The following is an 11,993-nucleotide window of genomic DNA, read 5'->3' on the forward strand; positions in this document are numbered from 1 at the left end:
GAACAGGTGTTATTCCTGCACAGGTAGTTTGTAGCATCTCATTCGCGACGCGCTATTGATCTGGCTAGATACGCAAATGGGGAATCGGCGCTTGGCAGTCGGGGAGACGATCCCGAACGATCCGCGCTCTTCAAGTCTTCGCCGCACCTGCCGCTATCGGTATAACGATTTTTACCGACTCCTCGATTGTCTTTGCGATACCTTTGCCTTTCGCAGTGGGGTTGGCAAAAGCACGACAAGAGAACGCAGCGAATGGACGACGGACGAGACGAAAGGAGGGCGACTGTGGCTGGAGGCGCGACGGCGGCGTCCGACCCGCAGCCGCATATTCTGCTGATCGACGATGTCCCGGAGGATCTCCGTGCCACGCTCATCCTGCTGAAGGCGCAACCCTGGCGCATTTCCCTGGCCAGCGATGCCCACCAGGGCTACCAGCGCGCACTGGCATTGCGTCCGGACTTGATCGTCCTGGATGTGCACATGCCGCAGATGGACGGTTTCAGCCTGTGCCGGCTGCTGCGCGAGGCTCCGTCGACCCGACAGACCCCCATTCTGTTTTTGTCGTCGGCCAACAGCACCTTGGAACGTCTGGAAGGGCTGACCGTTGGCGGGGTCGATTACATCCCCAAATCCTGCGCGCCCGAGGAAGTGCTGGCGCGTATCAAGATCCACCTGCAATTGACCTGGCGCGCGCCGCCGGCCGGCCTGGACAGCCTGGCGGAGCCGGCGCCGGAAGGCGATGAAATCGTGCTGCGCGCCGCGATGCGCCTGATCGAACAGCACCTCGACGACATGCCCTCCCTGGTGCAACTGGCGCACAAGGTCGGCACCCATGAGAAACGCCTTTCCCGGATATTTCGCGAGCATCTGGGCTTGACCGTGTTCGCTTACATTCGGGATGCGCGGCTGCGTCGCGGCCAGGCGCTGTTGTCCGAAAGCGCCATGAGCGTGCAAGACGTCGCCGAATTGATCGGCTTTCGCAATGCCTGCAACTTCACCACGGCCTTCCGACAGCGAATAGGCATGACGCCCAGTCAGTTTCGCCAGCAAACCCTGGGCATCACTGATGCAGAGTCGGCCTGATGCGCCTTCTACGGATTCTGGTGCTGGCGCTGACGTTGCTGTCCGCCGGCCTGTTGCGGGCGGCGCCCGTGGACATCTGCCAGGCCGATCCGTTGGACGTGATGCCGGCGATGCAGGTTTTCGAGGACACCCAGGCAAGGTTGAGCCTGGAAGACGTTGCTCAACTGCCCGAAGCGCGATTCAGCGCCGCCACCCCGCGTTGGCCGGCACAAGCGTATAGCCGCTCGGCATTCTGGTTGAAACTGCCACTCACCAATTCAAGCCCTGTGACCTGTTCGCGCTTGCTGGTGATCGGCGCGCCGCGCCTGGAAGACATCCGCGTCTATCAATCTGCAGACGGACACTGGCGTGGAGCCCATGCCGGAGCCGCCCACCCCTTGGCCGAATGGCCTCAGCCGGCAGCACGTCAGCCTGCGTTCCTGGTCTCGCTGGCGGCAGGGCAGAGCACCACGTTGTTCGTCCGGGTGACGAGCCGCTTCCAGATGTTGCTGGAACCGCAGCTGTGGTCCGAACCGGCCTTGCTGCGGACCCAGCAGCAGACTTACCTGAGCGATGGACTCACCCTGGGCATTGTCCTGCTGGTCGTCCCGTTCGGGCTGATCGTCGGCTGGATCCTGCGGTCCCGCTTGTTGACCGTGAATGCGGGCGCGGTATTGAGCTATATCCTGCTGACCTGCATCGTGAACGGCTACCTGATCTACTGGCCCACGGCGCTCGGCTGGACGCGCGAGCTGCTGTCCTTCGCCAGCGTGATTGCATTCGCGTTGTTCCTTGCCTACATGCGCGTGTTGTTGCAGGTTTCCCGGCTGCCCAGGGTCGTAGGCTGGAGCTATGGGCTGCCGCTGCTGGGGTGTGCCCTCGGCCGACTCTGGTGGTTGCAGGTCGATCCGGTCCAGGGCGCGCAGTTTATCCAGCTGTCTCTCCTGAGTTTCTATGGTGTGCTGTTTGCCACGTTATTCATGGCCTGGCGCAAGAGGCTCACCTACCACTGGATGGCGTGGCTGGTGCCGGGGCTGCTGCTTGGGCAATTGCTGATGCGCTACTTTTTTCCCCAGGAACAGTTGCCCTGGCAGTCGCCGCAAAGCAAACACAGCCTATCGTCGACCCTGCCGGGTGTGGCCTTGCTGGTGTGTACCCTGATTATCGAAGTCAACCGCAGCCGACGCCGGGAAAACCACGCCCTGTCCAGCCTCGAACAACAGCGCCAGGCCGAGCATGAGCGCCTGGAAAACAGCGTGGCGCTGCGCACGGCGCAGTTGCGCGAATTGCTGGCGGCACGCAGTGCCTTGATGGCTCGTATCAGCCATGACCTGCGCTCGCCGCTGGTGCGCATCATCGACTATGCGCGCCTGCTGCACGCCGGGCCAAACCGGGACTACCAGGCCACGATCGAGCGCAATGCCCGCCAGCAACTGGAGCTGATCGACGAGATGCTCGAGTTCTCTCGTGGGGAGCTGGAGCAGATGCAACTGACCCTCGCGCCAGGCTATCTGTACGGATTCCTGAAGGAGATCGAAGAGGAGGCGGGGTTTCTCGCTGCACGGCAGGGCAATACCTTTGAGTCCGTTCTCGCGCATGACCTGCCGGTGCTCGTAGAGGCCGACTTCAAACGCCTTCGGCAGATCCTCATGAACCTTATGGCGAACGCAGCGAAATTCACCCGTCACGGCCATGTCCGCTTTGAAGTGAGCGCGTGCCCGGGAGCCACCGCTGCCAGCGTCGAGCTGAATTTCAGCGTGATCGATACCGGCATCGGCATTGATCCACAAGAGCTCGAACAACTGTTGCTACCGTTTCGTCGTGGCCGCAATGCGCAACGCTACGAAGGCAGCGGGTTGGGCCTGTCCATCGTCACTCAACTGCTGGAGCGCATGGGCAGCCGACTGGAACCCCAGGCCACCGTGCAGGGCGGCAGCCGCTTCAGTTTTCGTCTGCAATTGAAGCGCGCCCAGGAACATGACCTTGAAAACGGCATCGTCGATAACCACGCCGAGCCCCTGGATGGCCAAGGCAAGCATGTGTTGCTGGTGGATGATGTCGAGCAGAACAGCGAGTGGCTGTACGACCTGCTGGCCGGCTATGGGTTTGACGTGAGCACCGCAGCGAACGGCGAAGACGCCTTGGCCTGCCTGGCGCAACAGCCGGTCGACCTGTTGATCAGCGACCAGATGATGCCCGGCATGGACGGCTGGGAACTGCTGCGGCAGGTGCGCGATGGCTGGTGCGATCTTCCGGTGATGCTTTATTCGGCGATTCCGGCACGCCGGCCGAAGGGCTATCCGCAGGACCTGGCATTCGATGCCGTACTGCTCAAGCCCGCCGACAGCCGCGAATTGTTGGCATGGATCAAGGCACTGGTTGGCTCGGACACGGTGGGTCGCCCGATGGCTCGGGAGCAGTAGCATGCTTGGTCCGCGTTACCGACTGCTGTTGCTCGGCAGCCTATCGGCATTGCCTTGGGCTTCGGTCAATGCCGAGCAAACGCAACCGCCGGGCACGTCCGGCGTATCGCCCAGCCCTCTCGTCCTCGACGCAACCACGGTGACCGCTCGACGCCGTGAAGAGGATCCGCAGCGCGTGCCGATCCCGATCAACGTCCTCTACGGCGAGCAACTGGACAAGGCCAGCCTGCACACGCTGCAAGACATCCAGCAGCGTGTGCCCGGGCTGGTGGTGTCCGGGCATGACGCCCGCTATGCCGGCTTCGGCCTGCGCGGGTTCGGTGCGACTACCTACAACGATGGCCTGGAGGGCAGTGTCGGCACCTACGTCGATGGCGTATACCAGGCGCGCCAGGGTATGGCCTTCGCGGAGTTGATGGACATCGAGCGCATCGAAGTGCTGCGCGGGCCCCAGGGCACCCTGTTCGGCAAGAACACCACCGCAGGCGCACTGAACATCATCACCCGTCAACCGACGTTCATACCCGAGGCCAACCTTGAGGCCAGCTACGGGGAGCACGGTTTACGCGAATACCGCGGCACCGTTTCCGGTGCGCTACGCGACGACGTATTGGCCGGGCGGCTGAATGTTTTCGAGCGTTCGGTAGACGGGCAAGTGAAAAACCTGGAAGACGGCGCCCGTCTCGGTGACGCCGACAGCCAAGGCCTGCGCGGGCAATTGTTGTGGACGCCGAATACAGACTTCAGCGCACGCCTGATCGCGGACCATGCCCGGCAAAACGAGGCCGGCAACGTGCTGCTGGTCAATCACTACGGCCAGCAGACGCGCAAGCGGGCGCAGTTCCTTGGCTATCCGCTGGCGGAGCCCGACCCTGACCAACGCGAAGTGCGCCTCAACGCACCAGGGCACCCGCAAACCCTGCAGGACGGTGTCTCCCTGGAACTGAACTGGGATCTGGACGATGCGATGCGCTTGACCAGCATCACGGCCTACCGTGACTGGGACTACCGCGCCACGCGCGATGGCGACAGCACCGCGTTGTCGGTGGCGCAGTCCGAGACGGAACTGGGGCACCGGCAGTTCAGCCAGGAATGGCGCTTGTCCGGCACGGCCGGCGAGTCCATCGATTATGTCGCCGGGTTCTACTACCTGCATCAGCGGCTTGATCGTGACATCGACGTCCAGTTCGGCAAGGACGCAGCGCCCTGGTTCGTCGGCGACCAATTGGCGCAACTGCAGAAACTCTATGGCATCACCTTTACCGATCCAAGGCAGGTGCCGGCCAGGCTCCTGGAGGACGCCCGGCAACATTATGGCGGCCAGCAGAAGGGCGACAGCCGGGCCATCTTCGGTCAGGTTTCCTGGCGCCCCGTTGACCCCCTCGAACTCACTGGCGGCCTGCGCTATAGCCAGGAGCGCAAGGACGGCTGGGTCTCCCGCGACGTCAGCAACCTGGCCTCGCTGAATGGTCTGCCACCGACCTTCCAGGCCGGTGGTCAGTTGCTGCGCGACATCGCCCTTGGGCGCGACTATGACCGCGAGGACTCGATCGAAGAAGACAACATTTCCGGCCTGCTCAGCGCCAGCTACCGCTTCAGCGATGCCGTGATGGGCTACGTCAGCTGGTCCCGTGGCTACAAGGCTGGCGGCATCAACTTCGACGTGGTTGGCCCGTTCGCCGAGCCCACCTTCGAGCCGGAGCGCGCCACGTCGCTGGAACTGGGCATGAAGACACGCTTCTGGGATGAGCGTGCGCTGCTCGACCTCGCCCTCTACCAGACCGATGTCGACAACTACCAGGCGCTCACCTATAGCCCTGCGACGTCAGTGTTCGCGCCACCGCTACGCGATAACCTGATTAACGTCGGCAAAGTCCGCCTGCGCGGTGTCGAAATGGATTCAGCCTGGCAATTGGCTCCTCGACTCACCGGGCGCCTGGGCCTGGCCTGGAGCGATGCGCGCTATCGCAGTTTCCCCAACGCACCGTGCCCGCCGGCCTCGGGCCAATGGAGCTGCGACCTCAGCGGCGACCGCCTCTACAACGCGCCGGAATGGAACCTCAGCAGCGGCCTGGACCTTTCCCATCCGCTGCCATACGGGCTGGAAGTCTATAGTGGCGTCGACTACAGCTTCCGGACCGGCTACTACGGCACCCTCGAAGGCGGCGAAGGCAGCTATCAGCCCAGCTACGGCCTCACCAACCTGCGCCTGGGGTTGCGCAGCCGGAACCGTGGGTGGGAAGTGGAGGGTTGGGTGCGCAACGTCTTCGACCGTCACTACATCACCGCCGTTTATTCACTGCTGGGCGCCGGTGACTACGGCGTGCAGCTCGGCAGCGAAAGAACCCTCGGCACCACCCTCAGGTTTCGTTATTGAGCGAAATAAAGCGAGTCGGACAAAACGCCAGTCGGTTGCCGCCGGCCTTTTTCGACAAGTACATCGCCTGGTCCGCTTTGCTGATCAGCGTATCCACCTCCTGCCCATGTTCGGGGAAAAACGCCACACCGATACTGGCGGCCATCTCCACCGTTTGCGCACCGATCAGGATGGGCGCGCTGGCCGCGTGCAGCATGCGCCTGAGCAACGGCTCGCTGTCTTCCTCGCTTTGTAGGTCTATCAACCCGGCGACAAACTCATCGCCACCCAGCCGCGCCAGGGTGTCGCACTCACGCAGCGTCGCGTTGATCCGCGCCGCGACAATCTGCAACACCCGATCACCCCAATCATGCCCGTAACTGTCGTTAAGCGCCTTGAACCCATCCAGGTCAATAAACGCGATGGCGACTTTATGTTGCTGGATACGCGCCTTGCCCAATGCCTGGCGCATCCGCTCGGCCAACAGCAGCCGATTGGGCAATTGCGTGAGCGCGTCAAAACGAGCGTCACGCTCCAGCAACTGCAGACGCTGCCTTATCTGCGTCATGTCGCTGAACAGCGCCACGTAATGCTGAACATTGCCGTGACGGTCATGCACCGCACTGATGCTGATGCGCGACGTCATCTCCCGGCCATCCTTATGGCTGCTTTGGACTTCCCCGGACCAATGCCCGTGGAAATCCAGCGCGTTTTTCATCGGCGCATAAAACGCCGCGAGCCGCCGCACCATGCGATGGGAATTCAACTCCCGGCCCTGCACTTCGTCTTGCCCGTAGCCGGTGAGCCGCGTAAACGCCTCGTTCACGCCGATGATTCGACCATACGGGTCAACAATCATGACCCCCTCCCGTGCATGGCTGAACACGGTAGCGGCCAACTCCGGGCAAATGAAATTGCCCCCTCTATCCGGAGCGCCCTCGTCACGGGCAGCCGGCCACCGCGCGGAATCAAAACCCCGTTGCGACAAAAAACCGGCCAGCAAGGACAGTGCCCGATGCAGGCGGATCAGCGCATTCGTGGCGAGCCTGGAATTGAGGCAGTGGCTACGGATGAAGGTGCGTAGGTTCATGGGGGGCACGGTGCTGGCGGGTAAGGGGAGTGCACGCGAAGTGGGCATTATCGGGGGACGCATTTGCCGGGGACTTTGCTGGAGCGGATGGGAGCTTTGCGGGAAGGGATGGAACGAAGATTTTTGCTGTGCAGGTTGAGGAAGCGGCTACCGCTGAGCTACAACCCGTCACCCAGGAAGCCCCCCAACCTGTGGCGAGGGGATTTATCCCCGCAGGGCTGCGCAGCAGCCCCGAGCCATCCAAGCAATTCGCTTGGAGATAACACCCGGCAGGTTTTGATGCACTGGATAGACGGGTTTCCGTTGAAGCTTAGTCAGCGCTGGTTCCGATGTAATATTCCAGTCCAACAGGAAATTTTATATCCAGGATTTTTTCAATTTCTCTGAGCTGTTCTTCTGTTATCTCCAGCTCTCCAGGTTCAATTTCATTGAATGGTTTCGCTTCAGTCAGCTGAGCTAGCGCTTCATTTTGCTCGGGATTTTTTATGTGTGTTTCGAATTGTATTGAGTCATCTTTTTTGTCGTCTGGGTGAAAGCCTGTCATAGAAAAGTAAGGCATGTCATTTCGCTTTGTGTCCCAAGGGCAAAAGGCAGGTTGATTTTTTACTGGCTGCTCTTCCTGTAGCTACCAACTGTCTCGATAATCGAAGGAGGCTTGATAGATATAGCTGGAGCAATCAATGGGATGCTGAAAATAAGATTGGAGAATCTTTACCCATTCTTGGGGAACATTAAAGCCTCCGTTATTTATGTTGTTTTCGAATGGAATTCCTAGGGCTTCCATGACAGTGCCGTCCTCGCCCAAGTCTTTTGAATACTCTTCTCCTTCGTAGGATTCGGTCTGTTTGCTAAACCATTCAAGTCTTAGTTTGAGTCCCATGTGATACTCACAAATTTTTTATATTACGGTTTTTGGGGGGGCTTCTGTCTGTTCGCCAGTAATATGATCGAATGCCCCCAGATGGCTTCCATCACTTGAGCGATAGGTTTCCAATTCGTCATGTGAAGAATTGTCCACCGTGGTCCCTCGCTCTCACTTATAGACTGCTTGCCGGGCAAGCATGGCTTCATAAGCCCGCTGGCGGCTTTCGCGCTCGGCCAGTTCGCTGGCGCTCATGTCCCGATAAGTGACGTAATGCCCGTCACCGCCGGGTGGGTTTCGGAGCTGGGGTATGTCTTGTTTGCGTGTCACGACGTAGTGAGTCTCGTCAATAAAGGCAGGACGGACGCTAACGCAGGAGCTGAGGGGGGAGTTGTAGGAGGTTTCTTGGAATGATTGTTCCGTTTTCCTAAATGCTGGTAAAGGCGGGAAGCCACCAACCTGTGGCGAGGGGATTTAGCTAAACGTCACACCGCCCTGCTGGGCTGCGTAGTAGCCCCAAACCATCCAAACGTAGTACGCCGCAAAGCCGCGCCGAATAGCTAAACTTCAGCTTCTCTCTGAGCAGATAGGCTTCAAGAAGCGCCACGCATAAAACCGGCGCTACCAATCAAACACAAGCGGAGCAGCGACCATGGACTACGACGACACTCTGATTGAAGAAGCTGTGCTTGCCCTGTTGGCAACCTTCAGCTTCGACAAGGGCAACGCCTGGAAAGGTTTCGATTTCGAAGTCATGAACCGATTGCATGAACAGGGCTTTATCAGCGATCCGGTAAACAAGAACAAATCGGTCTGGTTGACGACAGAAGGGCTGGAGCGAGGTCGGCAGATTGCCGACCGCTTGTTTGGGAAAGAGAGTTGAGGGGACGTCGCCTCGTGATCGTTCGCCAGAAAGCCACGGCAAACCATGTCGAAAGCCAAATCAGCAATCTGGGGTTCGACGTGGGGCGAGACGGCTAGCTGACAGGTTGCTCGGAAAAGTAACCGGCTGTGCGCAGTTGCAAGCTGTACACCCATATGCCGAAAACCACGGCATATTCTTTGAACATCGGGAGCGTGAGCAGGTGGACGATAGAGTTGCTGTGCATCCGGGTGAGGGAAAACACCACACCTAATCCCAAGGCAAGAATGAAGCACAACGAGCTACTCTTTTTCCTGGATAACAGCAGCAAGCCTCCGACGAACATCAGCAGCGCTACCGCGCAGATATTGAGAAACACCAGGATAGAAATTTCACCAAAGCGGACCTGCTCGAAGCCTGCTTCTACCACCCAAACGCCAGCCTGGATCAGGACGATGAAACAGTAAAAGACAGTCATGAAGACTGGGGCTGGACGTGTGTTGTACCAAGGCTGCGGCATATTCGCTTCCATAGTGATGAGATTCCTGAAGGGTTGCGGCTGCGGATTATAGGGTGGCAGTTATGCATCACACCATCAGCACGCCGCGACTTGCAATTGTGTCAGACGGCTTCAGTGACACGATAGACAGACGCTCGACTGTTCCGTCGCTCCCACTGCGGGTAACTATCCTTGAGCAATCGCTGGGCAGGTCCTCTCGATGGTGTCAGGCCGCACTGCGCGCAATTCGGACCACCTTGGGTGCCTGGGCATCCATGAACATGAAGCACCTACCAAAGAGTGCTTTCATTCCAAACTCATCGAACCTGTTGTGCCCAAGTGGTGTAATGAGAACTTCATCCGTGGCAATTGCGCGTTGGTGCTGCTGCTCAATTTCTTGCCAGTTTGCGGTAGTGACTTCGCTCAGGACGACGTTTAGTACGTCGTGGTTATAGCGCACCAAGATGTTTCCGTCTTTCATGGCCAAGGGGTGCATGTCGGGGTGCGCATGAAATACCTTGTGCAGCGACTCGGTGGCATGACTCACTGCTTGCTCATCGGAAAGGCCGTTTGGGAGGATCACTGCGGTGCCGTTGTTGAATACTGCAAAGTCACGTTCGCCATCTGTGTAGTGCCGAATCCGATCGATGATCAGATCGAGTGGCTGTGCAATAGACGGCTGCCAGTCTGGCACGGGAGGAAACCGCTTTGAGGGCGCCTTGGGTGGTTCCTTCTTCTTGAATAGTCCGAACAATTTTGTCTCCTGTTGTGTGGCCTGACGTTTGGTTAAGGGACGGCTAGACATTGATCCAGGAGTCTAGCCCTGGCGGGGGTACAAGTTCCCATGGTATTGCGCAGCAGCTCCCGAAAACCATCCACCACGAAAATCGACGCACTTCCCTCCGTCTGCTCCCAATGCGACTTACGTATGCCAGCCAAAGTGGAGACGTGTCGGTAAAGACCGACAGACGCTGGCAACGGAGGCTCGCCAGCCCACGTCGCCTTGCGCCATTGCCTACAACTGCGCCAGAATCCGCCGGCTTGTGCGCCTTGGGTTGCGTCGGTAGTTTGGGTCCCGTCACTGCTCATCAGTGATCGGGTTTAGTCGCCCGTCGTTGCTAAGTCGCTTATGCGTCCATCAGTCAGGTACTCCAATTCCTGCGCTCGATGGTGGCTGTGCGCAGGGCGCCCTCGGGCGCGCCGATTTCTTAGCTCGTCGGTCGACTAACCTGCGTACAGCTGCCTCCCAATCGTTTAGTCGCGAGCGGGTCGCAGTCTCACCCAAAAGAGAGCTAAGGCTATGGTCAAAATTACACCAAACCCTGTATCACCGACACCGGCCGTCAGACGTGCGCTGCGCGCTCAAATACCTCATCAGCCCATTGGTTCAAGCTTTTTCCAGCGGTTTGAGCGGCAATGGTAGCGGCGGCATGAACTTCAGGACGAATGCGCAGCATCACCTTCCCTGAAGCAGGCTTCTCAGGGCTGACGCCTTGCTCGGCACAGTCCGACAGATAATCCTCAACAGCACTGGCAAACTCGGCACGCAACTGCGTCACCGAGTCGGCGTGAAAGCTGATGATGTCACGCACGCCCAGAACTCGACCGACGAAGATGTCGTCACGCTCGTCAAACTCAACTCGGGCGGTATAGCCCTTATAGGTCATGCTATTCATAGCTCAACTCCTGCTCGCTGGAGAAATTCGCGAGCTTCTTCTACCTGATATTTCTTGGCTTCTTTTCCAGGGTGCGGCCGATGGCAGCGCCACTGGGCCTCTCGTAACACGAGCTTGACCCGCGAGCCTTCGCGTTCCAACACTTGGCCGCCCAGATGAATGACCAATGCCTCGATGTCAGCAAACACTATCGCCGCGCTGGTTGGCGTTCGGTAGATCGCGTCAAGGGTCTTTCGGTGTCTGTTCTTCATGTTGGGCATGCTATCAAAAGAAGATAGCACTATCCAGCCAGTCCAGCGCCATTGAAGCCTGATGAGGGGCTATGCCCAGGTTCGGGGACGGCAGCATAGGCCGACCCCAGCGGGGCGATCAGATCCTATCTCCAAAGCTGACAGCCGACATCGCCTTCGCCTTTGCCTACAACTACGCCAGAATCCGCCGGCTTGTGCGCCTTGGACCTCGCCGGTAGTTTGAGTCCTGTCGCGGCTCATCAGTGAGCGGTCGTGACCCATTGGCCGAAGGCTTGGGTTGCAATAGTAGCGGCGGTACGCACTTCAGGACGAACCCGCAGCAACATCTTCCGGAGGAGCTGACTGATGATCAGCAAAGCGAAAATAAAAAGCGTGAAACCTGCCCCTGGCAAACATGCCTTGCAGGTGGAGTTCGTCAACGGTAAGCGCTACGACGTGGACCTGCGCGAACACGTTCGCCAATTTCCGGCGCTCAACCCCTTGGAAGACCTGTCGCTGTTCGCCACCGCCCAATTGGGCGAATGGGGTTTCGATGTGAGCTGGGGTGATGAGCTTGAACTCGCCGCTGTTACCTTGCACCGGTTGGCGTTGGAACAGGCCGGTGAGGTGATGCCTAGCTAAGCGTCCAAAGGCTGGTCACCTAGTGCCAGCACAACCCGTCCAAACCTGGCGTGCTCATCCCGCGGCGTAATCGCCAACAAGTGATCCAAACGTATCTCCCGGCGACCCTCCGCGGTTTCAACCTCAAGAAACTCCTCCCGCGTGCGAGCTGTACGCGTGGTGATCGCACGGGCTGTCAGGTGTTGGCCGTCAGTCAGTTCGATGTCCAGCGTGTAGCCGTAGAGGCAGGCGATCTCCAGGTAGTCATGCAAGTCGCAGTTCAAGGGTTGATAGGTCTTCATCTCATGACCT

General features: G+C 59.1%; 14 protein-coding genes and 1 pseudogene. 5 read left to right on the forward strand and 10 right to left on the reverse strand.

The window, feature by feature from the left end:
- Nucleotides 1–252: 252 nt before the first annotated feature.
- From LOY67_RS04675 to LOY67_RS04685, 3 genes are read left to right on the forward strand one after another with little or no spacing between them, the layout of a single operon-like run.
- A complete protein-coding gene (locus tag LOY67_RS04675) occupies nt 253–1,083 on the forward strand; it encodes a DNA-binding response regulator (RefSeq protein WP_265066151.1) in 831 nt (276 codons plus the stop codon).
- Nucleotides 1,083–3,485, forward strand: coding sequence for a hybrid sensor histidine kinase/response regulator (locus tag LOY67_RS04680; protein ID WP_265066152.1), 2,403 nt, complete (start codon nt 1,083–1,085; stop codon nt 3,483–3,485). Before LOY67_RS04675 ends, LOY67_RS04680 begins: the two co-directional genes overlap by 1 nt.
- Nucleotide 3,486: 1 nt before the next feature.
- Nucleotides 3,487–5,862 carry a TonB-dependent receptor gene (locus LOY67_RS04685; RefSeq protein ID WP_265066153.1) on the forward strand — a complete coding sequence of 792 codons (2,376 nt, stop codon included), beginning with the start codon at nt 3,487–3,489 and terminating at the stop codon, nt 5,860–5,862.
- Here the strand turns inward: LOY67_RS04685 and LOY67_RS04690 are convergent.
- From LOY67_RS04690 to LOY67_RS04710, 5 genes and pseudogenes are all read right to left on the reverse strand, one after another.
- A complete protein-coding gene (locus tag LOY67_RS04690) occupies nt 5,846–6,931 on the reverse strand; it encodes a sensor domain-containing diguanylate cyclase (protein ID WP_265066154.1) in 1,086 nt (361 codons plus the stop codon). The genes LOY67_RS04685 and LOY67_RS04690 overlap by 17 nt on opposite strands.
- A 310-nt stretch (nt 6,932–7,241) precedes the next feature.
- Complete coding sequence (locus LOY67_RS04695) at nt 7,242–7,490, reverse strand: pyocin S6 family toxin immunity protein (RefSeq protein ID WP_265066155.1); 249 nt, start codon at nt 7,488–7,490, stop codon at nt 7,242–7,244.
- Between the two features lie 66 nt (nt 7,491–7,556).
- Nucleotides 7,557–7,811, reverse strand: a complete 255-nt coding sequence (locus tag LOY67_RS04700) for a cloacin immunity family protein (protein WP_265066156.1) — start codon at nt 7,809–7,811, stop codon at nt 7,557–7,559.
- 18 nt (nt 7,812–7,829) lie between these two features.
- Nucleotides 7,830–7,949 carry a colicin E3/pyocin S6 family cytotoxin gene (locus tag LOY67_RS04705; RefSeq protein ID WP_265066157.1) on the reverse strand — a complete coding sequence of 40 codons (120 nt, stop codon included), beginning with the start codon at nt 7,947–7,949 and terminating at the stop codon, nt 7,830–7,832.
- 18 nt (nt 7,950–7,967) lie between these two features.
- Nucleotides 7,968–8,123: pseudogene (locus LOY67_RS04710) on the reverse strand (toxin); the annotation flags it as partial.
- Between the two features lie 322 nt (nt 8,124–8,445).
- On the opposite strand from LOY67_RS04710, the gene LOY67_RS04715 reads away from it, so the two are divergent.
- Nucleotides 8,446–8,676, forward strand: a complete 231-nt coding sequence (locus tag LOY67_RS04715) for a DUF6429 family protein (RefSeq protein WP_265066158.1) — start codon at nt 8,446–8,448, stop codon at nt 8,674–8,676.
- A gap of 94 nt (nt 8,677–8,770) precedes the next feature.
- Here LOY67_RS04715 and LOY67_RS04720 read toward each other — a convergent pair whose 3' ends face one another.
- The 4 genes from LOY67_RS04720 to LOY67_RS04735 all read right to left on the reverse strand — a co-directional run bounded on the left by LOY67_RS04720 (nt 8,771) and on the right by LOY67_RS04735 (nt 11,081).
- Nucleotides 8,771–9,175: a hypothetical protein gene (locus LOY67_RS04720; protein WP_320110018.1), complete on the reverse strand. Its 405-nt coding sequence runs from the start codon at nt 9,173–9,175 to the stop codon at nt 8,771–8,773.
- 205 nt (nt 9,176–9,380) lie between these two features.
- Nucleotides 9,381–9,908: a hypothetical protein gene (locus tag LOY67_RS04725; protein ID WP_265066160.1), complete on the reverse strand. Its 528-nt coding sequence runs from the start codon at nt 9,906–9,908 to the stop codon at nt 9,381–9,383.
- A 589-nt stretch (nt 9,909–10,497) separates the two neighbouring features.
- Nucleotides 10,498–10,830, reverse strand: a complete 333-nt coding sequence (locus LOY67_RS04730; RefSeq protein WP_265066161.1) for a type II toxin-antitoxin system HicB family antitoxin — start codon at nt 10,828–10,830, stop codon at nt 10,498–10,500.
- A complete protein-coding gene (locus tag LOY67_RS04735) occupies nt 10,827–11,081 on the reverse strand; it encodes a type II toxin-antitoxin system HicA family toxin (protein ID WP_053192865.1) in 255 nt (84 codons plus the stop codon). Before LOY67_RS04735 ends, LOY67_RS04730 begins: the two co-directional genes overlap by 4 nt.
- Before the next feature lie 345 nt (nt 11,082–11,426).
- Between LOY67_RS04735 and LOY67_RS04740 the strand changes: the two genes are divergently transcribed.
- A complete protein-coding gene (locus LOY67_RS04740; protein WP_265066162.1) occupies nt 11,427–11,702 on the forward strand; it encodes a DUF2442 domain-containing protein in 276 nt (91 codons plus the stop codon).
- Here the strand turns inward: LOY67_RS04740 and LOY67_RS04745 are convergent.
- Nucleotides 11,699–11,983 (reverse strand): Rho-binding antiterminator, encoded by a 285-nt coding sequence (locus LOY67_RS04745; RefSeq protein WP_265066163.1) that lies wholly within the window; start codon nt 11,981–11,983, stop codon nt 11,699–11,701. The two genes, LOY67_RS04740 and LOY67_RS04745, sit on opposite strands and share 4 nt — an antisense overlap.
- Nucleotides 11,984–11,993: the final 10 nt, after the last annotated feature.

Origin of the sequence: Pseudomonas sp. B21-056, assembly GCF_026016325.1 — a bacterium.
In the GTDB taxonomy this organism is placed as follows: Bacteria; Pseudomonadota; Gammaproteobacteria; order Pseudomonadales; family Pseudomonadaceae; genus Aquipseudomonas.

What these genes read in the sequence shown, in the direction of transcription:
- LOY67_RS04745 (WP_265066163.1), bottom strand. Translation starts at nt 11,983, where the DNA reads ATGAAGACCTATCAACCCTTGAACTGCGACTTGCATGACTACCTGGAG.
- LOY67_RS04675 (WP_265066151.1), top strand. Translation starts at nt 253, where the DNA reads ATGGACGACGGACGAGACGAAAGGAGGGCGACTGTGGCTGGAGGCGCG.
- LOY67_RS04730 (WP_265066161.1), bottom strand. Translation starts at nt 10,830, where the DNA reads ATGAATAGCATGACCTATAAGGGCTATACCGCCCGAGTTGAGTTTGAC.
- LOY67_RS04695 (WP_265066155.1), bottom strand. Translation starts at nt 7,490, where the DNA reads ATGCCTTACTTTTCTATGACAGGCTTTCACCCAGACGACAAAAAAGAT.
- LOY67_RS04700 (WP_265066156.1), bottom strand. Translation starts at nt 7,811, where the DNA reads ATGGGACTCAAACTAAGACTTGAATGGTTTAGCAAACAGACCGAATCC.
- LOY67_RS04740 (WP_265066162.1), top strand. Translation starts at nt 11,427, where the DNA reads ATGATCAGCAAAGCGAAAATAAAAAGCGTGAAACCTGCCCCTGGCAAA.
- LOY67_RS04690 (WP_265066154.1), bottom strand. Translation starts at nt 6,931, where the DNA reads ATGAACCTACGCACCTTCATCCGTAGCCACTGCCTCAATTCCAGGCTC.
- LOY67_RS04685 (WP_265066153.1), top strand. Translation starts at nt 3,487, where the DNA reads ATGCTTGGTCCGCGTTACCGACTGCTGTTGCTCGGCAGCCTATCGGCA.
- LOY67_RS04735 (WP_053192865.1), bottom strand. Translation starts at nt 11,081, where the DNA reads ATGAAGAACAGACACCGAAAGACCCTTGACGCGATCTACCGAACGCCA.
- LOY67_RS04720 (WP_320110018.1), bottom strand. Translation starts at nt 9,175, where the DNA reads ATGCCGCAGCCTTGGTACAACACACGTCCAGCCCCAGTCTTCATGACT.
- LOY67_RS04680 (WP_265066152.1), top strand. Translation starts at nt 1,083, where the DNA reads ATGCGCCTTCTACGGATTCTGGTGCTGGCGCTGACGTTGCTGTCCGCC.
- LOY67_RS04715 (WP_265066158.1), top strand. Translation starts at nt 8,446, where the DNA reads ATGGACTACGACGACACTCTGATTGAAGAAGCTGTGCTTGCCCTGTTG.